22 protein-coding genes are annotated in these 24,596 nt (G+C 73.8%); 11 read left to right on the forward strand and 11 right to left on the reverse strand.

Annotated elements, in window-relative coordinates:
- Positions 1-16: 16 nt before the first annotated feature.
- Positions 17-1,351, reverse strand: a complete 1,335-nt coding sequence (locus ACZ4W5_RS01075; RefSeq protein ID WP_465651897.1) for an aminotransferase-like domain-containing protein — start codon at positions 1,349-1,351, stop codon at positions 17-19.
- Between the two features lie 156 nt (positions 1,352-1,507).
- Here ACZ4W5_RS01075 and ACZ4W5_RS01080 point away from each other — a divergent pair, with 156 nt between their 5' ends.
- Positions 1,508-2,197, forward strand: a complete 690-nt coding sequence (locus ACZ4W5_RS01080; protein WP_465651899.1) for a LysE family translocator — start codon at positions 1,508-1,510, stop codon at positions 2,195-2,197.
- On the opposite strand, the gene ACZ4W5_RS01085 is transcribed toward ACZ4W5_RS01080, so the two are convergent.
- The 4 genes from ACZ4W5_RS01085 to ACZ4W5_RS01100 all read right to left on the reverse strand — a co-directional run bounded on the left by ACZ4W5_RS01085 (position 2,194) and on the right by ACZ4W5_RS01100 (position 5,233).
- Positions 2,194-3,222: a serine hydrolase domain-containing protein gene (locus ACZ4W5_RS01085; RefSeq protein WP_465651901.1), complete on the reverse strand. Its 1,029-nt coding sequence runs from the start codon at positions 3,220-3,222 to the stop codon at positions 2,194-2,196. The genes ACZ4W5_RS01080 and ACZ4W5_RS01085 overlap by 4 nt on opposite strands.
- A complete protein-coding gene (locus ACZ4W5_RS01090; protein WP_465651903.1) occupies positions 3,219-4,169 on the reverse strand; it encodes a DUF6895 family protein in 951 nt (316 codons plus the stop codon). The genes ACZ4W5_RS01085 and ACZ4W5_RS01090 overlap by 4 nt, the downstream gene beginning before the upstream one ends.
- Entirely contained in the window at positions 4,166-4,885 is a 720-nt protein-coding gene (locus tag ACZ4W5_RS01095) for a hypothetical protein (RefSeq protein WP_465651905.1), read from the reverse strand. The genes ACZ4W5_RS01090 and ACZ4W5_RS01095 overlap by 4 nt, the downstream gene beginning before the upstream one ends.
- A gap of 141 nt (positions 4,886-5,026) precedes the next feature.
- Entirely contained in the window at positions 5,027-5,233 is a 207-nt protein-coding gene (locus ACZ4W5_RS01100; RefSeq protein WP_360229756.1) for a hypothetical protein, read from the reverse strand.
- A 154-nt stretch (positions 5,234-5,387) separates the two neighbouring features.
- On the opposite strand from ACZ4W5_RS01100, the gene ACZ4W5_RS01105 reads away from it, so the two are divergent.
- The gene (locus ACZ4W5_RS01105) at positions 5,388-6,161 is read left to right on the forward strand and encodes an SDR family NAD(P)-dependent oxidoreductase (protein WP_465651908.1); all 774 of its coding nucleotides are present in this window, start codon (positions 5,388-5,390) and stop codon (positions 6,159-6,161) included.
- Between the two features lie 246 nt (positions 6,162-6,407).
- Positions 6,408-8,240, forward strand: a complete 1,833-nt coding sequence (locus ACZ4W5_RS01110) for an ABC transporter ATP-binding protein (RefSeq protein WP_465651910.1) — start codon at positions 6,408-6,410, stop codon at positions 8,238-8,240.
- A gap of 70 nt (positions 8,241-8,310) precedes the next feature.
- Here ACZ4W5_RS01110 and ACZ4W5_RS01115 read toward each other — a convergent pair whose 3' ends face one another.
- The gene (locus ACZ4W5_RS01115; protein WP_402478039.1) at positions 8,311-8,979 is read right to left on the reverse strand and encodes a lysophospholipid acyltransferase family protein; all 669 of its coding nucleotides are present in this window, start codon (positions 8,977-8,979) and stop codon (positions 8,311-8,313) included.
- Between the two features lie 176 nt (positions 8,980-9,155).
- Here ACZ4W5_RS01115 and ACZ4W5_RS01120 point away from each other — a divergent pair, with 176 nt between their 5' ends.
- Positions 9,156-9,368 (forward strand): EF-hand domain-containing protein, encoded by a 213-nt coding sequence (locus ACZ4W5_RS01120; RefSeq protein ID WP_350504210.1) that lies wholly within the window; start codon positions 9,156-9,158, stop codon positions 9,366-9,368.
- A 79-nt stretch (positions 9,369-9,447) separates the two neighbouring features.
- Here the strand turns inward: ACZ4W5_RS01120 and ACZ4W5_RS01125 are convergent, their stop codons facing one another.
- The gene (locus ACZ4W5_RS01125; protein ID WP_465651912.1) at positions 9,448-11,685 is read right to left on the reverse strand and encodes a bifunctional glycosyltransferase/CDP-glycerol:glycerophosphate glycerophosphotransferase; all 2,238 of its coding nucleotides are present in this window, start codon (positions 11,683-11,685) and stop codon (positions 9,448-9,450) included.
- Between the two features lie 831 nt (positions 11,686-12,516).
- On the opposite strand from ACZ4W5_RS01125, the gene ACZ4W5_RS01130 reads away from it, so the two are divergent.
- Complete coding sequence (locus ACZ4W5_RS01130; RefSeq protein WP_360229746.1) at positions 12,517-12,786, forward strand: hypothetical protein; 270 nt, start codon at positions 12,517-12,519, stop codon at positions 12,784-12,786.
- 226 nt (positions 12,787-13,012) lie between these two features.
- Positions 13,013-13,468: a YjbQ family protein gene (locus ACZ4W5_RS01135; protein ID WP_360229744.1), complete on the forward strand. Its 456-nt coding sequence runs from the start codon at positions 13,013-13,015 to the stop codon at positions 13,466-13,468.
- Between the two features lie 85 nt (positions 13,469-13,553).
- Here the strand turns inward: ACZ4W5_RS01135 and ACZ4W5_RS01140 are convergent, their stop codons facing one another.
- The gene (locus ACZ4W5_RS01140) at positions 13,554-14,147 is read right to left on the reverse strand and encodes a DUF1990 family protein (protein ID WP_465651914.1); all 594 of its coding nucleotides are present in this window, start codon (positions 14,145-14,147) and stop codon (positions 13,554-13,556) included.
- Positions 14,148-14,217: 70 nt separating this feature from the next.
- Between ACZ4W5_RS01140 and ACZ4W5_RS01145 the strand changes: the two genes are divergently transcribed.
- Positions 14,218-14,481, forward strand: a complete 264-nt coding sequence (locus ACZ4W5_RS01145; protein ID WP_465652212.1) for a hypothetical protein — start codon at positions 14,218-14,220, stop codon at positions 14,479-14,481.
- A gap of 79 nt (positions 14,482-14,560) precedes the next feature.
- Here ACZ4W5_RS01145 and ACZ4W5_RS01150 read toward each other — a convergent pair whose 3' ends face one another.
- A complete protein-coding gene (locus ACZ4W5_RS01150) occupies positions 14,561-17,605 on the reverse strand; it encodes an AAA family ATPase (RefSeq protein ID WP_465651916.1) in 3,045 nt (1,014 codons plus the stop codon).
- Positions 17,602-18,771, reverse strand: coding sequence for an exonuclease SbcCD subunit D (locus tag ACZ4W5_RS01155; RefSeq protein WP_465651918.1), 1,170 nt, complete (start codon positions 18,769-18,771; stop codon positions 17,602-17,604). Before ACZ4W5_RS01155 ends, ACZ4W5_RS01150 begins: the two co-directional genes overlap by 4 nt.
- 593 nt (positions 18,772-19,364) lie before the next feature.
- Between ACZ4W5_RS01155 and ACZ4W5_RS01160 the strand changes: the two genes are divergently transcribed.
- The 4 genes from ACZ4W5_RS01160 to ACZ4W5_RS01175 all read left to right on the forward strand — a co-directional run bounded on the left by ACZ4W5_RS01160 (position 19,365) and on the right by ACZ4W5_RS01175 (position 23,358).
- Positions 19,365-20,348, forward strand: coding sequence for a hypothetical protein (locus ACZ4W5_RS01160; RefSeq protein ID WP_465651920.1), 984 nt, complete (start codon positions 19,365-19,367; stop codon positions 20,346-20,348).
- Between the two features lie 191 nt (positions 20,349-20,539).
- Entirely contained in the window at positions 20,540-21,178 is a 639-nt protein-coding gene (locus ACZ4W5_RS01165; protein WP_402478025.1) for a hypothetical protein, read from the forward strand.
- 318 nt (positions 21,179-21,496) lie between these two features.
- Positions 21,497-22,294 (forward strand): SGNH/GDSL hydrolase family protein, encoded by a 798-nt coding sequence (locus ACZ4W5_RS01170; RefSeq protein WP_465651922.1) that lies wholly within the window; start codon positions 21,497-21,499, stop codon positions 22,292-22,294.
- Positions 22,295-22,560: 266 nt separating this feature from the next.
- Positions 22,561-23,358 carry an SGNH/GDSL hydrolase family protein gene (locus ACZ4W5_RS01175; protein WP_402478018.1) on the forward strand — a complete coding sequence of 266 codons (798 nt, stop codon included), beginning with the start codon at positions 22,561-22,563 and terminating at the stop codon, positions 23,356-23,358.
- Positions 23,359-23,470: 112 nt separating this feature from the next.
- Here the strand turns inward: ACZ4W5_RS01175 and ACZ4W5_RS01180 are convergent, their stop codons facing one another.
- The gene (locus tag ACZ4W5_RS01180; protein WP_465651924.1) at positions 23,471-24,361 is read right to left on the reverse strand and encodes a nitroreductase/quinone reductase family protein; all 891 of its coding nucleotides are present in this window, start codon (positions 24,359-24,361) and stop codon (positions 23,471-23,473) included.
- Positions 24,362-24,596 lie beyond the last annotated feature (235 nt).

A 24,596-nucleotide genomic window follows, 5' to 3' on the forward strand; every position in this document is an offset into this window, starting at 1 on the left:
TGTTACCTGTCAGTTGTCACCCGCCACCCGCGATCCCCGCCAGCACCCCCAGCGCCCACCCCAGCACCGGCAACGGCGGCGAGGCCAGTCCCACCCGCACCGCGGACGGGGTGCTCCGCGGATCCACCGCGAAGGCGGCCGCAGGTGTGATCGAGATGCCCGCCCGGGCGGCCGCGGCGACGAAGGTCTCCGCCCGCCAGGCCCCCGGCAGTTCCCACCACAGGTAGTACGAGCACGGGTCCGTCCGCAGCCGCTGCCGGGGGAGCATCTCCCGGGCCAGTGCCTGCCGGGCGGTCGCGTCCGCGCGCTTCGCCGCCGCCACCGCGGTCGGCGTCCCGTCCCCGATCCAGCGCACCGCCGCCTCCAGCGCGAAGCCGTTCGGCGCCCACCCGCCGGCCCGCAGGGCCGCCGCGACCCGCTCGCGCAGCCCGTCCGGGACGACCGCGACCCCGGTGGTCAGTCCGGAGGCGAGCCGCTTGGAGAGGCTGTCGACCAGCACCGTCCGCTCGGGCGCCAGCGCGGCGAGCGGAGCCGACCCGGGCCGCAGGAAGGACCAGATCGCGTCCTCGACCACCGGCAGGTCCAGTCGGCGCAGCTCCCCGGCCAGGGCGGCCGCCCGCTCGGGCGGCAGGCTGGTGCCGAGCGGGTTGTGCAGCCGGGGCTGGACGTACACCGCGCTCAGCGGCGCCGTGCGGTGGGCCGCCGCCAGGGCGTCGGGCCGCAGCCCGTGTTCGTCGACCGCGAGCGGCACCAGCCGGATGCCCAACTGCCCGGCCACGGCCTTGACCACCGGGTACGTCAGCGCCTCGACCCCCAGCCGCTGTCCGGGTGGCACCAGTGCGGCGAGCGCCCCCGCGACCGCCTGCCGCCCGTTGCCCGCGAACAGCAGCTCCCGCGGGTCGGCGCCCCAGCCGCCCGCATCCGTCGACAGCAGTTCCGCGAAGGCCCGCCGGGCGGCCGCCGTCCCCGCCGCGCCCACCGGCCGCAGCGCCTCGCCGAGCGCGTCCGCCCGCAGCAGCGGTGCCAGGGCGGCGGCCAGCAGTTCGGACTGTTCGGGCGTGGTGGGGTAGTTGAGCTCCAGGTCGATCGGCGCGTCGGCCGGTTCGGCGAGCGGGATCCGTCCGTCGTCCGCCGCCGTACCGCGCCCGGCCCGGACGAAGGTGCCCCGCCCGACCTCGCCGACGGTCAGCCCGCGCCGGGCCAGTTCGCGGTAGACGCGGCCCGCGGTCGAGGCGGCGATGCCCCGGCTACGGGCGAAGGCCCGCTGGGTGGGCAGCTGCTGGCCAGGTCGCAGCCTTCCGGCCGTGATGTCGGCGGCGACCCGGTCCGCGATCAGGTGGTAGTCGGTCATCGGTCTCCGAGCCCCTTCTTCGCGCCCAGGGGGCACTGCACCGAGCAGAGACGCACCGAGCATGGATACACCGCGCAGCGATTGCGCCGAGCAGACATTGCACCGAGTGCAAAGCCATCATTGCATCGAGCGGGATCCGCGCCCTAGCCTCCTCGCATGGACGAGCTGGACGCGCTGGACACGCTGGACACCTTGACATCCGCAGTGGACGGCCACGCCGTGCTCGGCATCGCCGCCGTGGCGCTGGGCATGGCGCTGTCCCCGGGGCCGAACATGATCTACCTGGTGTCGCGCTCGATATCCCAGGGCCGCCGGGCCGGCCTGGTCTCGCTGACCGGCGTGGCGACCGGCTTCCTGGTCTACCTGGTCGCCGTGACGGTCGGAGTGGCTGCGGTCTTCTCGGTCGTCCCCGCCCTCTACACCGGGATCAAGCTGGCCGGTGTCGGCTACCTGCTCTGGCTGGCCTGGAAGGCGGTCAAGCCCGGCGGCACGGCGGTGTTCGCCCCGCAGCAGCTGCCGCCGGACCCGCCGCGCCGCCTGTTCGCGATGGGCTTCCTGACCTGCCTGCTCAACCCCAAGATCGCCATCATGTACGTCTCGCTGCTGCCCCAGTTCGTGGCGCCCGAGCGCGGGCACGTCGCCCTGCAGAGCCTGGTGCTGGGCCTGGTCCAGATCGTGATCGCGGTCGGCGTGAACGGCCTGATCGCGATGACCGCGGGCGGTATCGCGGGTTTCCTCGGCCGCCGCCCGGCCTGGCTGCGCGTCCAGCGGTACGTGATGGGCACGGTGCTCGCCGGTCTGGCGGTGCACATCGCCGCCGACCGGGCCAAGGCGGTGGCCGTCTAGCCGGCGCGGCTCGCGGCCCGCAGCACCTCGTACCCGGCCTGCACGAACCGTCCGTTCAGTGCCGGCCCGGTGTTGGCCAGTGCGGCTACGGCGGCCGATCCCTCCGGTGAGAATCCGACGAAGGCGGTGAACCCCCGGGTGCCACCGGAGTGGAAGTAGAGGTCGCGGTCGCCCGAGCGGCGGTGCATCCAGACCAGGCCGATCCGGTCGGTCGAGTGCGGCAGCCGCAGTCTCGAGCGTTGGACGTCCCGCGCTGCTGCCCCCAACTCGCCTTCTGCTCCGTCGAGATGGAGCCTCAGATAGCGCAGCAGGTCGGCCCCGCCGGCCCGTACCGCGCCGGCTCCCGGGAGTCCGGGGATCCGCCAGGGTGGTAGTGCCCGCCCGCGTCGGTGTCCGACGGCCCGCCCCGGGGTGTCCGGTGCGCAGCCCGTGGAGCGCAGCCCCAACGGTCGGCAGATTTGTTCGGCGAGCAGCTGCTCGTACGGGATCCCCGCAGTCTCGGCGAGCGCCCGGCCGAGGAGCGCGACCCCGTAGTTGGAGTACCTGAACCGGCTGCCCGGTCTCCCGCGTACGGTGGTTCGGGCCAGTCCGTCCCTCAACTGCTCGTCGCCGTAGGCGGCGTAGGGGTTGCTGGACCAGGCCGGCAGGGCGCTCGCGAGCAGCCCCGGCGGTAGGCGGGACAGGCCGGAGGTGTGGGTGGCCAGGTGCAGCAGCCGGATCGGTTCGCTCGAGCGGACGCGCGCCGGGCGCCAGTGGCGCGGAAGCCGGTCCTCCATCGGGTCGTCCAGGGCGAGTTCGCCACGCACGGCCATGTCGGCCAGCAGCAGCGCGGTGAAGGTCTTGGTCACCGAGCCGAGTTCGAAGACGGTGTCCGGCGTGCACGGCGGCGCGGTCGGCTCGTGTCCGAGCCGTCCGTGGCAGTGCACCTCCTCCGCCTCCCCGCGTGCCACGGCCACCGTGACGGCGGTGGCGTGCGGTTGGGCGGCCCGGACCGCCGCCGCCACCGCGGCGGCCAGGTCGCTCACCCGGTCACCGGAGTGCCGCCGAGCGCACGCGAGAGCGCCACGGTGGCGGCCACCACTCCGACCACGGCGGTGTGCCCGTGATCGCGGAAGGCGTCCTCCGGGTCGTCGTAGTCGGGCGCCGACCCCTCGCACGGAATCAGGCCGTCCGGCTGCTGGACGGCGGCCAGGGCCTCCCAGCCGATCCGGCCGGTGACGGGCCGGCCGATGCACGAGTCGACGATCAACAGTTCGCCCGCGAGGTCCCACTGCTCGATCTCCAGCCAGATGTCGAGCCAGACCGGCAGCCAGTCGCGCAGGTAGTCGCGCATCGGTTCGGGCAGGCACTCGGGCCGGGCGCCCCAGTCGGTGACGTGGAAGACGGTGTGGGTGACGTGGTAGGCGATCAGCCAGGCGATGGTCCACGGTTCGGGGAGGGCGCCGAGCCAGGTGGCCCCGGTGAGCGCGTCCCAGTCCGGACGGTGTTCCAGCCCCGCGATCCGCCGGGCGTTGGCCAGGGCGAGCCGGCGGTTGGCCGGGATCTCGACGGCGTGCACGGAGCGCAGACGGCCGAGCGAGTCGAGCAGTTCCTCCAGTGCGGCGTGGCGGAACCCGGCCCGGGCGAAGTGGCCGTACGTCTCCAGCGGGTCGATGACCGTGACGTGCCGCAGTTGCCGCTCGTACAGCAGCTCGCCGTCCCGGAGTTGGGCCCAGGCGGTTTCGAGGAGCTCGCGCGCGAGCTCGGTGTCGCGTGGTCCGGTGATGCCGTCGCGCATCACGAGCGAGGCGGCCAGGGCGACTTCGCAGAGCGGCTTGTAGACGTCGTTCGGTTCGGCGAGGTCGATGATCGTGTTGTCCTCGAGCCGGCCGTAGCCCTTCCGGTAGCCGGCGTGCAGCCAGGCCAGGGACCGGGAGCCGAGCTGTTGGGCGGTGGCGAGCAGCTGGGTGTCGGTCATCTGGGTGTCGGTCATCGCGGAGCCCCGTTCGACAGGGCCCGGGCTATGGCGAGTTCGAGCCCGGATCGGTCGGTGCCGTCATTGACCTGGTCGATCCGGTCCAGGACGGGCTCGAGCTCCAGTCGCAGCGGCCGGCCGTCGGCCTGTGCCCAGGCGAGCCAGCGGGCGAGTCGGACGGAGGTGGTGGCGTCGCGCCGCAGCATGGCGCGGACGGTGCCGCGGGCGAGGTCGAGCGTGCCCGCGCGGGCGGAGTCGTGCACGGGGCCGTCCAGGCCGGGCAGGGCGAGGACGGACAGTTGTGCCATCCGCGCGGACCAGGTCCGCCAGCCGAGCCGTTCCCGGTCGAACGGGGGCGCGGGCGGCAGGGAGGCGGCCCGTGCGCCGTCCCCGTACGGCGTGCGGGCGAGCAGCCGGTCGGCCGCCCAGTCCTGCCAGCCGATGACGAGGGCCGCGTCCTCGGAGGCGGGCGCCGGTGCCGGGAGCGCCCGGCGAGCCTCGGCCAGCAGCGCGGCGGTGGCGGTGTCGGGCTCGGCCCCGGAGATCAACTGCGGGGCGAACACGTCCGCGCCCAGCACCCGTACGGCGGCCAGCACCGGACGGGGAGCGGCAGTGTCGGGGTCCGCGAGCGCGGCCGTGCCCCCGCCGTCCCGGAGGGCGTCGAGGGTACGGCCCGCCACTCGCTCGACCGCCGCGGCGTACTCGTCACGGAGTGGGGTCTCGGCGAACGGCATGGTGTCGTGGTTCTCCTTCGAGACGCTGAACGTACGAGATGCTGAACGTTCGAAACGCTGAACGTTCGAGAGGCTGAGCGCAGGCGCAGGCGCAGGCGCAGGCGCAGCGCAGGCGCGGGGCCCGGCAGCCTGCGGGCCCGGCTAGCGGGTCGGCTTCTCCTTGGGGCCCTTCGGAGAGAGCAGCAGGAGGCCCGCCAGCAGGGCGGCGCCGGCGGCCTCCGGCAGGTACGTGGGCGCGTCGGACACGACGGCCTCGTCCTCCACCATCAGGCTCGCGAGTGTCTCGGCCTCGGCGAGCGTCGCGCTGCGTGACGCCGAAGCGGTTTCGGTCCGGAACTGAGTAAGCATCAGATGTGCCTCCTCGTCTGGTGTTCATCACCCGGTCGGGCGATGCCCCTGTCCGACACTACGAGCACGAACCGGTGCCTGCATCCGCACCTCGCTGAGCTGGGACGTTGCCCTGGGTGTGGGCGTGGCTGCGGTGAGTCGGTACGGTCTGGGCATGACCACAGCCTTGATCACCGGCGCGACCGCCGGCATCGGAGCCGCGTTCGCGCGCCGGCTCGCCCGTAGCGGCCACCGCCTCGTCCTGGTGGCCCGCGACACCGAGCGCCTGGAGCGGGCGAGCGCGAACCTGCAGCTCAAGTACGGCGCGGAGACGGAGGTGCTGACCGCCGACCTCGCGACCGACGAGGGCATCGCCGCCGTCGAGGCCCGGCTCGCGGACGCCTCCCGCCCGGTGGACCTCCTGATCAACAACGCCGGCTTCGGCAACAAGGGCGCCTTCGGGACCGTCCCGCTCCAGGACGAGCTGGACATGCTCAAGGTGCACATCGAGGCGATCCTGCGGCTGACCACGGCCGCCCTGCCGGGGATGCGCGAGCGCGGCCGGGGCGCGATCGTGAACGTCGCCTCGGTGGCGGCCTTCCTGCCGCGCGGCACGTACGGGGCGAGCAAGGCCTGGGTGGTCAGCTTCACCCAGGGCGTGCTGCGCGACCTCGGCGGGACGGGCGTGCGGATGATGGCGCTCTGCCCGGGCTTCACCCGGACCGAGTTCCACCAGCGGGCGGGCATGGGCACCGGCAACATCCCTGCCTGGTCCTGGCTCTCGGCCGAGCGGGTGGTGGACGAGGCGGTGCGTGACCTCGCCCGCGGCCGCTCGGTGTCCGTGCCGGGCAAGCGCTACAAGTTGGCCGTGGCGGTCGCCCGGGTGCTGCCGTCCGGCAAGCTCGGCGGCTTGTCCTCGAAGGCGGCGCGCACGTACCGCACGGACTGAGACGGCTGCACGGACCGGGACGGCGGGACCAACCGCGACGGCGGGATGAACTGAGACGGCCGGACCGAGGCGGCCGGACGGAGCCGGCTCCAGCGCGAGGGAACAGAGCCACCCCGAGGGAATAGAGCCACCCTCACTATTAGCTTGCCTAACTATGAGCTACTCTCGCTATGCTGGTGTCCGTCCGGCCGCCGCACCCCCGTCCGCGCCCGCACCCCGGCGCGCCCGACCCAGGGAGGCCCGTACTTGAGGCCCGCCATCAACTGGACCCCGCCCGAACGCGCCGAGGGCGCCCCCCGCCCGCCGGCCCAGTGGCGCCGCATCCTCGCGCTCTTCCGCCCGTACCGGGGCCGGCTGGCCACGGTGGGGCTGCTGGTCGCCGCCTCCGCCGTGGTGTCCGTCGTCTCGCCGTTCCTGCTCAAGGCCGTGCTGGACACCGCCATCCCGCAGGGCCGCACCGGGCTGCTCAGCCTGCTCGCGCTGGGGATGATCCTCACCGCCGTGGTGAACAGCGTGTTCAACGTGCTGCAGACGCTGATCTCCACCACCGTCGGCCAGCGCGTCATGCACGACCTGCGCACCTCCGTCTACGGCCACCTGCAACGGCAGTCGCTGGCCTTCTTCACCCGCACCCGCACCGGCGAGGTGCAGTCCCGGATCGCCAACGACATCGGCGGCATGCAGTCCACGGTGACCTCCACCGCGACCAGCCTGGTCTCCAACCTCACCGCCGTGATCGCCTCGATCGTCGCCATGGTCGCCCTCGACTGGCGGCTGACCGTCGTCTCGCTGGTCCTGCTCCCGCTGTTCGTCTGGATCAGCCGCCGGGTCGGCCAGGAGCGCAAGAAGATCACCACCGAGCGGCAGAAGCAGCTGGCCGCGATGAGTTCGGCGGTCCAGGAGTCGCTGTCGGTCAGCGGCATCCTGCTCGGCCGCACCATGGGCCGTTCCGACTCGCTGGCCCGGGAGTTCACCGAGCAGTCCGACCAGCTCGCCGACCTCGAGGTGCGTTCCAGCATGGCCGGGCGCTGGCGGATGAACACCATCATGATCGTGATGGCCGCGATGCCCGCGCTGATCTACTGGGCGGCCGGACTGACCTCCGCCGCCGGTGCGCCGATCGTCTCGGTCGGCACCCTGGTCGCCTTCGTCACCCTCCAGCAGGGCCTGTTCCGCCCGACCGTCAGCCTGCTCTCCACCGGCGTGGACGTGCAGACCTCGCTCGCGCTCTTCCAGCGCATCTTCGAGTACCTCGACCTGCCGGTGGAGATCGCCGAAGCGCCGCACCCGGTCACCCTGGCCGACATCCGCGGCGAGGTCCGCTTCGAGGCCGTCGACTTCCGGTACGACCCCGAGCAGGAGCGCCCCACCCTGGACGGCGTCGAGCTCAAGGTCCCGGCGGGGACGTCCCTGGCCGTCGTCGGCGAGACCGGTTCGGGCAAGACCACCCTCAGCTACCTGGTGCCGCGGCTGTACGACGTCACCGGCGGCCGGGTCACCCTGGACGGCGTGGACGTGCGCGAGCTGTCCTTCGACACCCTGGCCCGCGCGGTCGGCGTGGTCTCCCAGGAGACCTACCTCTTCCACGCCTCGGTCGCCGAGAACCTGCGCTTCGCCAAGCCCGGCGCCAGCGACGCCGAACTGGTCGAGGCCGCCCGGGCCGCGCAGATCCACGACACCATCTCCGCCCTCCCGGACGGCTACGACACCCTGGTGGGCGAACGCGGCTACCGCTTCTCCGGCGGCGAGAAGCAGCGCCTCGCGCTCGCCCGCACCATCCTGCGCAACCCGCCCGTACTGATCCTGGACGAGGCCACCAGCGCGCTCGACAACCGCACCGAACATGCCGTCCAGCAGGCCGTGGACACCCTGGCCGCCGGCCGGACCACCATCACCATCGCGCACCGGCTCTCCACCGTCCGCTCCGCCGACCAGATCGCCGTCCTGGACCGCGGCCGGGTGGTCGAACTCGGCACCCACGAGGAGCTGGTGGAACTGGACGGACGGTACGCGGCGCTGCTGCGCCGGGAGACGCCGGAGGCGGCGTCCCTGACGGACGCCGCCCTCGGTCACGCGTAGTCGTACCGGCCGCGCGGAGCGCCCGTGGCGCGGATGGCCGGCCGCGCGGGGCGCCTACGGCGCTCGGCGCTCAAGCAGCCTTCGGCACCTCGTTGTAGCTCTCCACGACCTCCTGGCCGGAGAGCCGCTGGATCGCCGCCATCACCTCGTCGGTCACCTGGCGACGGGCCTTCAACGAACGCGCCTGCCCGTGCAGCTCGTCGAAGTGCAGCGGTTCGCCGAAGCGGACGGTCACCTTCTTGATCCGCGGCAGCCGCTTGCCCACCGGCAGGATCTGCTCCGGGCCCTCCAGGGCCACCGGGACGACCGGGACACCCGCCGTCAGCGCGAGCCAGGCCACGCCCGTCTTGCCCCGGTAGAGCCGGCCGTCCAGCGACCGGGTGCCCTCCGGGTAGATGCCGAACGCCTTGCCGTCCTCCAGGATCTCCAGCGCCGACTCCAGCGAGGCCTGGGCGGAGCGGTAGGTACCGCGCTCGACCGGAACCGCGCCGATCGACTCGAAGAAGCCCTTGGAGATCCGGCCCTTGAGCCCGGTGCCGGTGAAGTACTCGGCCTTGGCGAGGAAGTGGACCCGGCGCGGGGCGGTGAGCGGGATCACCACGCTGTCGATGAACGACAGGTGGTTGCTGGCGAGGATCACCCCGCCCTTGCGCGGCACGTTCTCGATGCCCTCGATGGCCGGACGCCAGATCCCCCGTGAAAGGGGTTTCAGCACCAGCCTGGTGGCGAGGTCGAGCACGGGTTCCCTCCCTGGACGAACGACCGCCCCGGAGGAGTCCGGGCCAGCAATCAGACCCGCAGACTACGACACCCACCCGGGCGCCCGTCCACTCCCGCCGACCGTGGCGAACACCACGGCCGGGTAGGGTACGGCCGTCCGAACCGAGCAAGACTTTGCAGTACCCAGGAGGAACGATGGAGAGCGTCGAGGCCATCAAGGAGATGTTCGACCGTTTCGACAAGAACGGCGACGGCAAGATCACCCCGGCCGAGTACGCGCTGGCCGCCAACGAGATGGGCGACCACAGCGTCACCATCTCGATGGCCGAGGCACTGATCCACGCGATGGACACCCGTCACCAGGGCTACCTGGACTTCGAGGAGTTCCTGGCCGCCCGCCAGCGCTGAGCCCGCGCGGACGGGGCCGGTCGCCGTACCGGCGGCACCGGTCCCGGCCGCAGGCCCCGTCGTTCGTCCTGCTTCGCCGTTAGTTCTGCAGCCCGTCCGTCGGGGCCGTCGGCGCCACCGGGAACACCCGCCGCACCACCCGCTCCGCCGCCCCGCCGTCGTCCCAGACGCAGAACCGCTCCCGGAACCGCTTCCGCGCCTCCGGCTCCGGATCGCCCGCGCGCAGCGCCCGCGCCAGCCCCGCCACGTCGACCGTGACCGCGCCCGGCGGCTGCGCGAACAGGTCGAAGTACACCCCGCGTTCGCGCTGGTACTCCTCCCAGTCCGGGGCGAATATGACGACCGGTCGGTCCAGCACCGCGTAGTCGAACATCATCGACGAGTAGTCCGTCACCAGCGCGTCCGCGGCCAGGTAGAGGTCCTCGACCACCGGGTGCGCCGACACGTCCACGATCTCCGCCGCGTCCTCACCGGCCGTCAGGTCGCCCGGGCCGTCGGCGTGGAAGTAGTGGGTGCGCACCAGCAGCGTGAACCGCGGGCCCAGCAGCCGGGCCAGCTCCGCCACGTCCAGCAGCGGCACGTAGCCGCCCTTGCCGCCGCGGTGGGTGGGCGCGTACAGCACCGCCGTGGTGCCGGGCCGCAGGCCCAGCCGCTCGCGCATGGCCCGGACCTCCGCCGGGGTGGCGTTGGCCAGCCGGTCGTTGCGCGGGTAGCCGGCGTCCAGCATCTCGTAGCGGCCCGGGAAGGCCCGGGCGAAGTGCTCGCTGGTGTGCGGGTTGGAGGAGACCAGGAAGTCCCAGCGGTCGACGGCCTCCTGGAGCCGGTCGAAGTCCATCCCCTCGGCGGCGGCCTCGGGGCGGCCCCGCAGGTCCATCCCCATCGCCTTGAGCGGGGTGCCGTGCTGGGTCTGGACGTGCACCGTGCCCGGCCGCTTCGCCATCGTGCGCGGGAAGTTGACGTTGTTCACGAAGTACTTCGCGGTCGCCATCGCCTTGAGGTACGCCGGGGTGTTGACGATCACGTACGGGACGCCGGGCGGCATCGCGTCGGCCTGCCGGCGGTTCTCCACCACCCACACGCCGCGGATCTGCGGGGCGAGTTCCTTCGCCTTCTCGTAGATCGCCGCCGGGTTGCACGCGTAACCCCGGTGCCAGTACGCGGCGTAGACCGCCAGGTGCTCGTCCAGCGGCAGGCGGCGGAACGCGTTGTACGCCGTGAACCGGGCACCGCTGCGCACGCCCTTCTTCACCGCGGGGGCCACCGCCCGCGCCCCGCGCCTGAGTTCGCGCGGCAGGCGGCCGGTGCGGCGCAGCTCGGCGTACGCGATCCGGGCGCCGCGCGCGGCCAGCCGGTACTGCACGCCGCGCACCCCGCCGGGGAAGCGGTAGTCGGCCGGGCGGTGGCGCTCGAAGTGCACGGCGATCCGGTGGAAGTAGTCCCGCCGCCGGTCGACCGGGACCAGCCCGGGGGTGTCGTAGACGTTCAGCGCCTGGCGGACGGTCCGGTCGAAGACCAGGGTGCGCAGCGACGGCGGGACGGGCCGGCCGGGGCCGTCCGGGAGCTCGCACCGGTCCAGGAAGGCGAAGATGGCGTCGTACTGGGCGAACACGTCGGCGTGCTTGGGGGAGGCGGTGGCGGTGATCGCGCCGTCCCGGCCGCGCCGGTAGTTGTAGCAGGGGCGGTCGAGGTAGCGCAGCCGACCGGCGGCCAGCAGCGCGGGGTAGGTGACCGAGATGTCCTCGTAGTAGCCGCGGCCGAAGGAGACCCCGAGGCCCTCCAGGAACGCGCGGCGGAACACCTTGTTCCACACCGACATCACGGTCTGGAACAGCGCCGGGTGCTCGGCCACCGTGCAGCCCTCGACCAGCGGGGAGCCGACCAGCACGTGCCGCCAGGGGTTGGGCTCGCTCCCGCCGTCCGGGTAGACGTGGGTGAAGTCGGTGAGCAGCACGTCGGCGGGTGCCTCGCGGCGGCGCTCCTGCGCCAGCTCGTCCAGGATCACGCCGACCGTCCGCTCGGGCAGCCAGTCGTCGCTGTCCACGAACCAGACGTACTCGCCGCGCACCTGCGGCAGGGCGGCGGCCCGGGCGCCGCCGAGGCCCTGGTTCTCGGTGAGGTGCATCACGCGCAGCCGGGGGTCGCGGGCGGCGTAGGCGTCCAGGATCGCGCCGGAGCCGTCGGGGGAGAGGTCGTCGACCGCGATGACCTCGAAGCGGGTCTCGGCGGCGGGGGTCTCGCCGAGGATCGAGTCGAGGCAGCGCGGCAGGTACCGCTCCACGCCGTGGACCGGGAGCACGATGCTGAGGAGGAGGGACACGCTGGCCGAGTCTACCGATCCACGCAGTGCGACCTGCGGGGACGTCCGGTCGGACGGGACGGGGCGGCCACAGGGTGGGGCGGGGCGGGACTCGGGTGGGGTCGAGCGGTGGGGCGGGCCCCGGACGAGGGCTGATCACCGGTCCGGGACCGCCGGTGCCTGGCCCCGGAACGGGGTGGCACCGGCAGTCTGGTGGCGGCCGGGCCGACCCTCTACGGCCGGCCGCCGGTCCGGGCACCCTACGGGCCTGGTCACCGCAGCGTCGAGGTGACCGGGCAGTGGCCCGCGGGAGCCGGAGTTCGATCGAGTCGCTTCACGACTCGAACACGCACCTGAGTGCGGTGCGGGCACCGGTGCGTTCCTCAGATATTGCTTGGAGGATCGACGCGAGTCAATCCCTCGAATGTGTTCACTTCATGAAGCAGCTTGCCGGAGGTCGCCCACCCCCGATGGTGATCGTTTTGTCGACCTTGCGACTGTCCCCTATATGGGAGCGATTCGTCGACACCGCAGCCGACACCGCGGTCGACACCGCGGGAGTGCCTGCCGCACGCCCGCCAGCCGCCGTTCGGCCGCCCGCCCGCGCCCGTCCGCGCCCGGCGCACAGTGCGCGGACGGGCGCCGGGGTCGCGCCTCCTGGCCCTGGTGACGGATGGCGGGTCGTGCACCATCATTGATGCCTAGTCGTGACCGCCCGAGCTGCCCCTGGTGCATCGTCAGTTGACGCCGCACGGTACGGTGGCACAACACCGAGGACGGTTGCGCGAAGGCCGTCCCTCACGGATAGTCTTCGCCTCACGGCCCTGGCGCCTCGTAGGGGTGGGAAAACTGATGGAACACATGCAAGTGCGGACTCGGCCCCGTGTGCCGGCGATCCAGTGCGGTGTCGGCGCGACCGGCCGTCGGATCGAGCGACACCTGGCCGTGCTCGGCGCGCCCGCGCTCCCGGCGGTGGACACCGCCGAGGCGCTCGGGTTGATAAGGGAGCTGACGCCGCGCGGCGCCGACACCCCGGCGGCGGCCCGCCGTCGCCACACCCGGGTCTCGCTGCTGGCGCCGCTGCGCCGGCTGCGCCGCAGCCTCTTCGGCGGGCGCGGCTGAGACTCTCTGGCAGGGCCCGGGGCCTCGGCCCGGGACCGGCTTCACCAACGACCCGACGGACCACCGGATCACCGGCCCGTCGGGTCTTCGGCGTATCCGGAGGCCGGGACGGAGACGGGGCCACTCCATTGGTCTGAGCCTTTCACTCTATGCGAGCCCGCCGTCCCGGCGTGGGCAGTCGGCGAGGCAGTACGTCCGACCGGTCGGCCTGGGCCAGGATGGCGCCATGGCGGACAACAACCACTCCACGTCAACCGGGGCGACCGGGTCCTTCCAGACCACCACCCTGGAGATCACCACCGGCAACCGCGAGGTCGCGCTGGACATCACCGACCGCTGCGCCGCGTTCCTCGACGAGCGGGCCCCCGGGCGGGACGGGCTGCTCAACGTCTTCGTCCCGCACGCCACCGCGGGGATCGCCGTCCTGGAGACCGGTTCGGGCAGCGACGACGACTTCCTCGCCACCCTGCGCGAACTGCTCCCGGCGGACGACCGCTGGCGCCACCGGCACGGCAGCCCCGGCCACGGACGGGACCACGTGGTGCCCGGCCTGGTCGCCCCGCACGCCACCCTCCCGGTGCTCGGTGGCCAACTGGCCCTCGGCGTCTGGCAGTCCGTGGTGCTGATCGACACCAACGGCGACAACCCGCGCCGCACCGTCCGGCTGTCCTTCCTGGGTTGAGTCACGAGCTGAGTCACGAGCTGGGTCATGAGCCGAGCCACGAGCTGAGTCACGAGCCGAGCCGCGAGCTGGGCCACGAGCCGAGCTACGCGACGTGGCCGGCCACGGCCGCGAGGTAGCGCTCGATCGCCAGGTACTGGCAGAGCAGCGCGACCGGCCGGCCCAGCCGGGCGTACCAGGCGGACAACCGGGAGAACGCGGCCACCTCGAACCACACCTCGCCCTCGGCGTCCATCGACACCAGGAACGACTCCTCCCCGCACTCCGGATGCCCCGGCAGCGTCCCGTACGCGAACCCGATCCGGTCCGGCTCGGACACCGTCCACACCACCCGGCAGGGGATCACCAGCCTCGGCCACCGGCTGCCCGGCGGTCTCAGCCGCAGCAGCACGGTGGCCCCGTCACGGACCGGTCCGCCCGGGTACACCGCGAACCCGGTCCCCAACTGGCTGCCCCACCCGAGCACGTACCGCCCGGCCCGCTCCAGCACCTCGGGCCCCCGCCCGAGGTGCACCCGCCGGCGCAGGTGTGCGTACCCCTTCGGCAACCGCCCGCCCCGGGTCGCCCCCACCTCCGCGTACGTGGGCTCACTCGCCCGGGCAGCCCGCAACCGCCGCTGGAGGTCCCCGGATCCACGAACCCTGCCGACCGCGCCACCCGCGCCCACCGTGCCAACCATGCTGGTCACGCTAGCCCCAGGCCGCAGGCACGCCTTGCGGCGGGGTGGGGGCGGGGAGTAGGAAGGCGGCATGAGTGAGACCAGGACGGACGGCACCGGGGTGGACGGCACCGGGGCGGACGGCGCCGGGGTGGGCGGCGACGCAGCGGTCTGCGGGCCGGTGCCGGTGGGGGCGACGGAGGCGGCGCTGCGGGAGGACCCGGGGGCGGAGGGGCCGCGGGCCGACTGCGTGCTGTGCGGTGAGCCGACGGTGTTGCCCGCCGATCAGCCGGGCAGCACCCTGTGCCCGATCTGTGCCTGGCAGCAGGCCCAGCGAATCGCCTGTTCGGGCTGAGCGGGCCGGCTGGGTTCGGCGGGGCTGGGCGGGCTGGCTGAGCCGGATGGGCTGGGCGGGCTGGTACGGGGCGCGGGCGTCAGGCGTCCTCCCGGCCGGCCAGGGCGAGGGTGGAGCCGTGGCGGCCCTTGCGGACCAGGAGCTGGGCCGGGATGCGGCTGCGCAGGTCGGCGACGTGGCTGACGATGCCGACGGCGCGGTCCCGTTCGCGCAGGCCGTCGAGGACGTCCATCACCTCCTCCAGGGACTGCTCGTCCAGGGTGCCGAAGCCCTCGTCGATGAAGAGGGTGTCCAGCGGCATCCCGCCGGCCTCGTCGGTGACCACGTCGGCCAGGCCGAGGGCGAGGGAGAGCGAGGCGAAGAAGCTCTCGCCGCCGGAGAGGGTGGCGGTGTCCCGCTCGGTGCCCGTCCAGGCGTCGACGACCCGCAGGGCCAGGCCGGAGCGCTTGTTGCCGGTGCCGCGGTCGTCGCTGTGGACCAGGGTGTAGCGGCCGCCGGACATCCGGACCAGCCGGTCGCTGGCCGCCGCCGCGACCTGCTCCAGGCGGGCCGCGAGCACGTACGACTCCAGCCGCATCCGCAGCCGGTTCTCGGTGGAGGTGCCGGCGGCCAGCGCGGCGAGCCGGTTGATCCGCCCGTAGCGCTCCAGGGCCGGGGCGAGCTCGGCGGCCAGTTCGTCCAGTCGGTGCCCGATCTCGGCGAGTGCCGCGCAGCGCTCCCGGGCGGCCGACCGGGCGGCGTGCGCCCGGCCGAGGCGGTCGGTGGCGGCGGTCAGCGCGGCCGCGGCGGCGGGCAGGTCGACCGGCGGACGGGCGGCGGCCTCGGCCAGTTCGGGCAGCGCCAACTCGTGCCGGACGGCGGCGGACTCCGCGCGGTGCCGCTCCAGCCGGGCCTCCAAGCGGTCCCGCTCCTCCCGGGGCAGCAGGACGGCGAGCGCGGCCCCGGCGTCCGGGAAGCCCGCCGCCGCGGCGGCCTTGCCGAGTTCCTCCTCGGCTCCGTCGAGGCGCTCCCGCGCCTCCGACGTCGCCCGCGCGGACCCGGCCACCGCGGCGACCGCCTCGGCGAGCCGGCCCAGCGTCGCGGCCCGGTCGGCGACCGAGGCGGCCGTGCCGCGCGCGGCCGACACCCTGGCGGTCAGCGCCCGCTGCTCGTCCGCCAGGGCCTGCAGCCGGTCGGTGAGGACGGCGGCGCGCTCCTTGGCCTCGTGCAGTTCGTCCAGCCGACGGGTGCGGTCCTGCGACAGCCGGGCGATCTCCCGGCCGACCCGGCCGAGCGCCTCCGCCTCGTGCAGCGCGGTGCGGTGCTCCTGCTCGAGCTCGGCGAGCGACCGCGCGAGCGCGTCCGCGGCCTCGGGGCCGGCCGCACCGGCGGCCGTCGCCTCGCGCACCCGCAGCGCGGTCAGCGCCTGGTCGGCCTCGCCCCAGGCCCGTTCGGCGGCGGCCTGCGCCCGACCGGCCCGCTCCTCGTCCTCGGCGCTCACCCGGCCGCCCGCGGCGGCCTCGGCGGGCGCCGGGTGCTCGGCGGAGCCGCAGACCCGGCAGGCCTCGCCCGGGAGTAGCTGCTCGGCCAGTTCGGCGGCCATGCCGGCCAGCCGGCGGTCCCGCAGGTCCAGGCCCACCTCGCGGGCGTCCAACGCGGCCGTGCGCAGCTCGGCGACCCTCGGCTCGGCCGCCGCGATCTCGACCCGCAGGCCGTCCCGCTCCCGGGCCGCGGCCAGGCGGGTGGTCAACTCGGCGCGCTGCCCGTCCAGTTGCTCGACCCGGGCGCTCGCCGTCCGGGCCCGCTCCTGCTGCTCCTCCAGGCGGCCCAACTCGCCGTCGAACTCGGCCAGCCAGTCCTCGGCCTCCTCGGCCCGCTCCTCGGCGCCGCGCCGCTCCCCGGCCAGGGCGAGCTGCTCACGGGCGAGTTCGGCGCAGCGCCGCTCCTCCACCCGGGCCGTCTCCAGCCGGACCACCTCGGCGCGCAGCCGCAGCTCCGCCTCGGCCAGCTCGGTGGCACCGGCCTCGGCCCCGGCCGGGACGTGCTCCGCGATCCCGGTACGGGCCAGCGCCTCCCGGCGCCGCTGCTCCGTCTCCCGGGCGCGACCGAGTGCCTCGGCCGCGCTCTCCCGCAGGCGCAGCGCGGACTCCACGCCGACCGCCTCCTGGGCGGCCGCGAGCCGCTGCCGGTCCCGCGCGGCGGCCGGCTCGAAGGCGGCCAGCCGGTCGGCCTCGGCCAGCGCCTCCCGGTGCCGGCGCTGGCGGGCGGCGAGCTCCTCGGCGCCTTCGCGCCCGTGCTGGGCGGCGCGGTGCGCCGCCTCGGCGCCCGCGAGTGCGGCCTCGGCGACGGCGAGCTGCTCGGCCGCGCCGCTGCGCAGGATCGCGGCCCAGCCGAGCAGCCCGGGGGCGAGGTCGGCGTCGTCGTCCTCGGCCGGCACCCACGCCCCGGCGGGTTCGGCCCCGGGGCCGGCGGCCTGCTCGGCCTTGCTGGCGAGGTCCCGCAGGCGTCGGCGTCCGGCCTGGACGGCCGTCTCCTGGGCGCGGCGACGGTCGGCGAGCCAGGCCTCGACGTGCCCGTAGCGCTCGGTGTCGAAGAGGCGGCGCAGCAGCTTGCCGCGCTCCTCGGAGTCCCCCTTGAGGAAGCGGGCGAAGTCGCCCTGCGGCAGCAGCACCACCTGGCAGAACTGTTCCCGGCTCATGCCGATCAGCCGGTGGATCTCCTCCCCGGCCTCCTGGTGCGACTTGCTGACCGGCCGCCAGCCGGGGGCGCCGTCGCCCGCGTCGGCGGCCCACTCGCGCAGCAGGGTCTGCGGCCGCTCGACGGTGGTGCCGGTGCCGACCTTCTTCGGCCGGCGCTGCTCGGGCAGCCGGGTGATCTGCAGCCGCCGCCCGCCCAGCGTCAGCTCCAGCTCGACCTGGGTCAGCCGTTTGGGGTCGGCGTGGTCGCTGCGCAGCCGGTTGGCCCGGCGGGCGTTCGGAGTCTCGCCGTACAGGGCGAAGCAGACCGCGTCCAGCACGCTGCTCTTGCCCGCGCCCGTCGCCCCGCGCAGCAGGAACAGTCCGCCGGCGGCGAGCGCGTCGAAGTCCACCGTCTCGCTGCCCGCGAACGGGCCGAAGGCGGTGACGGTGAGCCGGTGCAGCCTCATCGGGGCAGGTCCGCCTTCCGGTCGGCGTCCGTGCGGACGTGCTCGAAGCCCTCGCGCAGCCAGCCGAGCTCGTCCGGCTCCGGCTCGGCCCCGGGGCGGACGTGCCGCAGGAAGCCCTCGGCGATCTCCAAGTCCCCCCGGCCGCTGACCCGGGAGGCGTACGAACGGGACGGCTCGGCGCCGCCGTCCTCGGGGTCGAACAGCAGCTGGAGGGTGTGCGGGAAGCGGCGGCGGAGCTGCTCCATCGGCTCGCTCGGGCGGGCGGCGTCGGTGAGCGTGACCTGTACCCAGGACTGCTCGTGCTCGGTGTGCTGCTCGTCGGTGAGCAGCTCGGCGAGGGTGCCGCGCAGGGTGGCGAGGGGGCGGGGCGAGGGGCAGTCGACCCGCTCGGCCGTCACCGCGCCGTCGGCGGCGAGGTCGACCAGCCACATGGTCTTGCGTTGGCGCGCCTCGGAGAAGGAGTAGGCCAGCGGGGAGCCGCTGTACCGCAGGTGCGGGGCGAGGGTCTGGCAGCCGTGGAGGTGGCCGAGCGCGGCGTAGTGCACCCCGTCGAACACCGAGGCGGGGACGGCGGCGACCCCGCCGACGGCGATGTCCCGCTCGCTGTCGCTGGCTGCCGCGCCGGTGACGAAGGCGTGCGCGAGCACCACCGCCCGCGTCCCCTCGGGGCGGGCCGCCAGGTCGGCCCGGACCTGCTCCATCGCCGCACCGAGCACAGCCGCGTGCCCGCCCTTGGCGAGCCCGAACCGCTCGCGGACCAGGGTCGGCTCCAGGTAGGGCAGCCCGTACACCGCCACCGGGCCGTGCTCGTCCGCCAGCAGGACGGGCTCGGCGCACTCGCCCGGGTCCGTCCGCAGGTGGATCCCGGCGCGCCCGATCAGGCCGGCGCCGACCCCGAGGCGGCGGGCCGAGTCGTGGTTGCCGCTGATGAAGACCGTCGGGACCTGGAGCTCCGCCAGCCGGTGCAGCACGTCGTCGAACAGCGCGACCGCGTCCAGGCTCGGCAGCGCCCGGTCGTACACGTCCCCGGCGACCAGCACGGCGTCCACGCCCTCGGACCGGACCACGTCCACGAGGTGGTCCAGGAAGGCGCGCTGGGCGTCGTGCAGGCTCTCCCGGTGGAAGGAGCGCCCGAGATGCCAGTCGGAGGTATGCAGCAGTCGCATGGTCCCCGACCCTAACGCCCGGCACTGACAATCCCGGCCTGCTCAGTGGCCACGGGGGCCGCCCGGTGGACGGGCGGTGAGTGCATGGTGGGCGAGGGGCTCATTTTTGCCCCTTGCTGTGCTGCGATGGGCGGCTTTAGGGGGCAAATATTTCTCCTTCGAGGGGCCCCGGGCGTCGGTGTTCGATTACTCGGGGTGGATTGTCAGTGGCTCTGTGTATGTTCCGTGGCGTCGGCGGATCCGGGGGTCGGAGGCCGACCGGACAGGAGGAGACCATGACCGTGCGGGAGTCGGTGTACGAGGTGTCGGGAGCGGTGTCGGGAGTCGTGGTGGTGCGGAAGCGGCTGCTGCGGGAGCCGGGGGCGCTGCTGTTCGGCGGGCGGAGGCCGGGGTCCGGGCCCGGGAGCGGGAATGGGGCCGGGAGCGGGGCCGGCCCCGGGTTCGGGCGACCGCCGGCCGGTGGCCCCGGCGGGGCCGCGCCGCCGGGCGCGGGGCGACCGCCGGGTGCGCGGGCCGGTGGTCCCGGTGGGGCCGGGGGAGCCGGGGCACGGGGGCGGCGCGGTGGCCGGGCCCGCGGGGCGCCGCCCCAGCCGGTGGCGGTGGCGCTGGCCGTCGAGGCGGAGGACTTCGCTGTACTGGCGGAGTACGGGTTGTTCGGCGCGCTCGGGCACCACGAGTACCTGGTGCGGGCGGAGGGTCAGCTCAGGGGCCTGTACCAGCAGGGGCTGGAGGTGCACCTGCGCGTGCTGGAGGCGGGTGACTTCGAGGACTACTGCGCCGCGCTCGGCCTCGACCCCCGGGCGTCGGCCGCCCGGGTCGCGTATGCGGGGGATCCGGACCTGGCTGGGGAGCCGTTCGTCTACGCGGGGGAGCCGATGGCCGACCTCCTTCCGGTGCTGCTGGACGACCACCGGGCGCGGGTGCGGATGTCCGTCGCCTGTGCGGTGCTGCTCGACGTGCTGGGTGACGACCTGGCCGGGCAGCGGCGGATGGCGGCCGTGATGCGGTACGTGACGTCCGTGTACCTGGCGCTGGCCGAGGGGGCGGGGGAGGGCTGCCACCTGCTGACGCTGCGCTGCCACGGCCCGGAGGACGGCGAGCAGCTCACCTCGGCGGTGGACCTCTGCGTGGAGGCGGGGCGCCTGCAACCCGCCGGGCGGGACGTGGAGGCGTTCTGCGTCACGCTCGCGGCCGGAGTGGCCTCGGGCGGCGCGGGGGCGTTGCTGCTGCACGGCGACCCGGCCGCGTCGCCGTCGCGGGTGTCGCAGTGGTCGTCGGACTGGTCGTCGAACCGGTCCTCGGGCGCTCCGCCGGGCGGGCCCCGGGCCGGGGGCGGCAACGGGCCCGCGGGCGACGGCGGGAGCGGGCCCGCGGACGGGGCGAGGTCCGGGCCGCGGGTGCGGGGCTGGGCACTGGCCGGTGGGCGGCTGCGGCCGATGACCGCTCACGAGGTGTTCGACGAGCTGGCCGACGACGCGGCGCGCGGGGTGCCCTTCCCGCCCGGTGCGGTCCCGCAGCCGGGGTTCCCGCTGCCGGGCCTCCCGGAAGCCGGGGGCGGGGGTGGGCTGCTGGGGTGATCAGGGGGTTCGCGGCCTCCGCATCCACCATGCGGCGCTGGGGACTGTTCATCGACCGCCTGTTCGGGGAAGATCGGAGAAGATCAACAGCAGGAGTGCGCGGTACCCCACGCCGCCACTCCGGTCGCTCCGCTCCGTACCGTGCTCCGTAGGGTCCGGCGAGCCCGACACCGAGAGGGGGGACGCGCGGCATGGGCCGGATCGAGTTCACGGCGGAGATCGCCGAGCTGCTCGGGAAGGTGCGCCGGCGTCCCACGGCGGGTTGGCCGTGGCGGCCGGGCGAGCAGGTGCCCGAGGGGTTGCCGATGAAGCAGTCCTGGGGCTGGCTGTTCGCCCCGGACGGCCGGGTGCTGACCCTGGTCAACCCCAGGGACGGGATCTGCTCGCTGCCCGGCGGCTCGCTGGAACCGGAGGACGACGGCGACCCGGCCGCCGCCCTGGCCCGGGAGGCGGGGGAGGAGGCCCAGGCCGTGATCGGTCGGCCGTACTACCTCGGCTACCTGTACGACCGGGTCGGTTCGGCGAACGGCGGGCACGAGTGTGCCCGGGTCCGGATGGCGGCGGCGCTGCGGGCGGTCGGTCCGAGCGCGGCCGATCCGGCCTCGGGCCGGCACTACCGGCGGCTGCTGGTCGCGCCGGGGCTCGCGGTCGAGCTGCTGGGCTGGGGCGAGCCCGGGCTGCGCCAGGCCCGGGCGGCGGTCGCCACCGCCGTCCGCTGGCTCGGCGTGCCGGCCGCCGCGAACGAGGAGATCGAGGAGCTCCCGGTCGAGGGCTGCACGGTCTTCCCCGGCCCGGTGTACCCGGGCGGCGGGCGCTTCCCGCGGTACTGAGCCGGGCCTCGGAACGCGGTCGGCGGCGTGCCGTCCCCGGAACGGGCTGCCCGGCGGCGGGCCCGGAACTGACGCACCGGCGGCCGTACGCCGACCTTTGGCTGACGGCGAGCTGACTTCTCGGAAGTTTTTTGTCTACACGCGATGACCGACACGCGTCGACATACACCCGCACCCACCTGGGCGAACTCACGCTCGGTCGAGGGTAGTTCACTTCCCTGCTATCAGACGGCCCGTCAATGTCCTTGGCATGAGCGCTTCCGCGCGGGGCTACTGCCTGGTATCCCTTCTGTGACCCACGTCATATCAGGAGGTGCCATGCTCCGCCCTGCTCGTGCCCTGTCCGTCGCCGCCATCGCGGCCGGTCTCACCATGACGACGCTCTTCACGGCGTCGGCCGCCGATGCGGCGGGTGTCAGCTACGTCGCCCTCGGGGACTCGTACTCGGCCGGCGTCGGTGCCGGCAGCTATCTGAGCGACAGTGGTAGCTGCAAGCGCAGCACCAATGCGTACGCGTACCTGTGGAAGAACACGAACAAACCGTCCTCCTTCTCCTTCGTGGCCTGTTCGGGGGCGAGAACCGGCGATGTGCTCAACAGTCAGGTCTCCGCGTTGAACAGTGGCACCACGCTGGTCAGCCTGTCGATCGGCGGCAACGACGCGGGCTTCGCCGACACGATGAAGACCTGCGTGCTGGGCTCCGACAGCGACTGCCTCAGCGCCGTCAACACGGCGAAGAGCTATGCGACCAACACCCTGCCCGGCCAGCTGGACCAGGTGTACTCCGCGATCAAGGCCAAGGCCCCGAAGGCCCACGTCGTGGTGATGGGCTACCCGCACCTGTACAAGGTCGGCGGCGACTGCATCTTCGGCATCGGCGACACCAAGCGTGCCGCCATCAACGGTGCGGCCGACACGCTGGACGGCGTGATCGCCAAGCGGGTCGCCAATGCCGGCTTCACCTTCGGCGACGTGCGCGGCGCCTTCACCGAGCACGAGATCTGCGGCTCGCAGAGCACCTGGCTGCACAGCACCACCCTGCCGATCGACGAGAGCTACCACCCGAACGCGGCCGGCCAGTCCGGGGGCTACCTCCCGGTGTTCAGTCGCTCCTGAGCGAAGCGGCGTCGAGCGCGTCGGTGCCGGGCGGTCACGGCCGGCAGGTACCGGCGCGACTCTCCGTGCCGGAGTGCGCGTACGCCTGTGCAGGTCGCGTGCGCGCCGGCGCCCGGTGTGACGGTCGGCGTGAACGTGCCTTGCTTGCAGGGCAGTTCACCTCCCGCGCCGGCGGGCTGGCCGCCACCGTCTTTGGCATAAACACTTCCGCGTTCGATTGCCGCTTGGTCTCCCTTCCTGTGACCCCCGTCATATCTGGAGGTACGATGCTCCGCCCTGCCCGTGCCCTCTCCGTCGCCGCGATCGCGGCGGCCCTCACCATGACGACGCTCCTCACGGCGTCAGCCGCCAATGCGGCCGGCGTGAACTACGTCGCCCTCGGCGACTCCTACTCGGCCGGCGTCGGTGCCGGCAACTACCTGGGCGACAGCGGCAGCTGCAAGCGCAGCGCCAACGCGTACGCCTCGCTCTGGACGAACGCGAACTCCCCGGCCTCCTTCACCTTCGTCGCCTGCTCGGGCGCGAGAACCGGTGACATCCTCAACAGCCAGATCTCCGCACTGAACAGCGGCACCACGCTGGTCAGCCTCTCGATCGGCGGCAACGACGCGGGCTTCTCCAGCACCATGAAGACCTGCGTGCTCGGCTCCGACAGCGACTGCCTCAACGCCGTCAACACGGCCGAGAACTACGCGACCAACACCCTGCCCGGCCAGCTGGACCGGGTGTACTCCGCCATCAGCGCCAAGGCCCCGAACGCCCACGTCGTGGTGATGGGCTACCCGCACCTCTACCAGATCGGCGGCTACTGCCTCTTCGGCATCGGCGACACCAAGCGAGCCGCCATCAACGAGGCCGCCGACACCCTGGACGGCGTGATCGCCAAGGAGGTCGCCAACGCCGGCTTCACCTTCGGCGACGTGCGTGACGCCTTCGCCGGCCACGAGATCTGCGGCTCGCAGGACACCTGGCTGCACAGCACCACCCTGCCGATCGACGAGAGCTACCACCCGAACGCGGCCGGCCAGGCCAACGGCTACCTCCCGGTGTTCAGCCAGTCCTGAGGCGTCCCCGCTCTGCCGCTCCGTTGGTCCGCCGTCCCTGGCGGGCTGACGGTGTGAGGCCGGTGCCGCCGTCCCCTCCCGGGCCCTGGGAGGGGACGACGGCACCGCCACGTCAGTGGCCGACGCCGGGGCCGGGCCGCACCGGTGGGAAGGGGATCCCGGCGAGAGCGGGCAGCAGCTCAGCCTCCTCGTGATCGAGGTGCGCCTCCAACTCGTCCGACATCCGGTCCAGTTCGGAGCGGAGCCGGTCCGGCTCGGTGACCTCGATCCCGGCCAGCAGTGCCACCAGTTCCTCCTTGATCCGCCCGATCGCCCGGTGCTGCTCGCCGAGCCGCTCCAGTACCCCGGCGAGCTCCGGATGGCTGTGTGCGAGGGCGGGGAAGATCGCGGAGTCCTCACCGGTGTGGTGGTGCGTCAACCCCTCGCAGAACGCCAGGCAGTGCTGGCGCAGTTGCAGCCCGAGCCCGGCCGGGCTGCCGGGGGAGTGGGCGTGGGCCTCGGCCCGGACGTGGCGCAACTGGGCCCGCAGCCAGCTGTGTGCCTCCAGCAGCTTGTCGGCCAGGCTGCGGACGTCGCGGGGGTGGCCCGGCGGCGCTTCGGGGCGCTCCAGGACGACTACCGGCAACTCCCGCTCGGTGTGCGCCTGGTAGTCGCCGTACCCGGGCGCCCGGCGGACGACGGCGGCGAACAGCCGCGCGCGCCGTGGACCCTCGGCGGGTACCGCGACCGCGTCGAAGGTCTCGGTGCCGAGCTCGACCCGGACCACGGGGTGGGCCAGCAGATTGCGGTACCACTGCGGGTGTTCCGGCGCGCCGGCCGCCGAGGCGATGACCAGCAGCAGCCCCTCGGACCGGACGTACCCGAGCGGTACGGTGTGCGGCCGACCGGAGTGCGTCCCGGTGGTGGTCAGCAACAGCAGGTCGCCGCCCTCGAACGGGCCGCCGACCCGGCCGCCGTTGGCGCGGAACTCCTCGATGACATTCAGGTTGAAGGACATGGGCATGTGTGTGCGGTGAAGTCTCCTGCGAGTGATGGGGCGCGGCCACACACGGCATCACGCGACGAACGGGCGGACACCGTGGTGGCCGCCTCGGTCAGATCAGGGCGGCGGAGAAGGTGCTCATCGCGCATCGTCCCTTTGCGTGCAAGGTGCTGGCTCGGCTGCCGGCCGGCCCACTGCTCTGTGGCTGACGCCGCGCTGCACGCCCCCATTAGAGGTGGGCCGCGGATGCCCTGTC

The organism is Kitasatospora sp. NPDC029367, assembly GCF_055569135.1.

What these genes read in the sequence shown, in the direction of transcription:
- ACZ4W5_RS01075 (WP_465651897.1), bottom strand. Translation starts at nt 1,351, where the DNA reads ATGACCGACTACCACCTGATCGCGGACCGGGTCGCCGCCGACATCACG.
- ACZ4W5_RS01080 (WP_465651899.1), top strand. Translation starts at nt 1,508, where the DNA reads ATGGACGAGCTGGACGCGCTGGACACGCTGGACACCTTGACATCCGCA.
- ACZ4W5_RS01090 (WP_465651903.1), bottom strand. Translation starts at nt 4,169, where the DNA reads ATGACCGACACCCAGATGACCGACACCCAGCTGCTCGCCACCGCCCAA.
- ACZ4W5_RS01095 (WP_465651905.1), bottom strand. Translation starts at nt 4,885, where the DNA reads ATGCCGTTCGCCGAGACCCCACTCCGTGACGAGTACGCCGCGGCGGTC.
- ACZ4W5_RS01100 (WP_360229756.1), bottom strand. Translation starts at nt 5,233, where the DNA reads ATGCTTACTCAGTTCCGGACCGAAACCGCTTCGGCGTCACGCAGCGCG.
- ACZ4W5_RS01105 (WP_465651908.1), top strand. Translation starts at nt 5,388, where the DNA reads ATGACCACAGCCTTGATCACCGGCGCGACCGCCGGCATCGGAGCCGCG.
- ACZ4W5_RS01120 (WP_350504210.1), top strand. Translation starts at nt 9,156, where the DNA reads ATGGAGAGCGTCGAGGCCATCAAGGAGATGTTCGACCGTTTCGACAAG.
- ACZ4W5_RS01130 (WP_360229746.1), top strand. Translation starts at nt 12,517, where the DNA reads ATGGAACACATGCAAGTGCGGACTCGGCCCCGTGTGCCGGCGATCCAG.
- ACZ4W5_RS01135 (WP_360229744.1), top strand. Translation starts at nt 13,013, where the DNA reads ATGGCGGACAACAACCACTCCACGTCAACCGGGGCGACCGGGTCCTTC.
- ACZ4W5_RS01140 (WP_465651914.1), bottom strand. Translation starts at nt 14,147, where the DNA reads ATGGTTGGCACGGTGGGCGCGGGTGGCGCGGTCGGCAGGGTTCGTGGA.
- ACZ4W5_RS01145 (WP_465652212.1), top strand. Translation starts at nt 14,218, where the DNA reads ATGAGTGAGACCAGGACGGACGGCACCGGGGTGGACGGCACCGGGGCG.
- ACZ4W5_RS01150 (WP_465651916.1), bottom strand. Translation starts at nt 17,605, where the DNA reads ATGAGGCTGCACCGGCTCACCGTCACCGCCTTCGGCCCGTTCGCGGGC.
- ACZ4W5_RS01155 (WP_465651918.1), bottom strand. Translation starts at nt 18,771, where the DNA reads ATGCGACTGCTGCATACCTCCGACTGGCATCTCGGGCGCTCCTTCCAC.
- ACZ4W5_RS01165 (WP_402478025.1), top strand. Translation starts at nt 20,540, where the DNA reads ATGGGCCGGATCGAGTTCACGGCGGAGATCGCCGAGCTGCTCGGGAAG.
- ACZ4W5_RS01170 (WP_465651922.1), top strand. Translation starts at nt 21,497, where the DNA reads ATGCTCCGCCCTGCTCGTGCCCTGTCCGTCGCCGCCATCGCGGCCGGT.
- ACZ4W5_RS01175 (WP_402478018.1), top strand. Translation starts at nt 22,561, where the DNA reads ATGCTCCGCCCTGCCCGTGCCCTCTCCGTCGCCGCGATCGCGGCGGCC.
- ACZ4W5_RS01180 (WP_465651924.1), bottom strand. Translation starts at nt 24,361, where the DNA reads ATGCCCATGTCCTTCAACCTGAATGTCATCGAGGAGTTCCGCGCCAAC.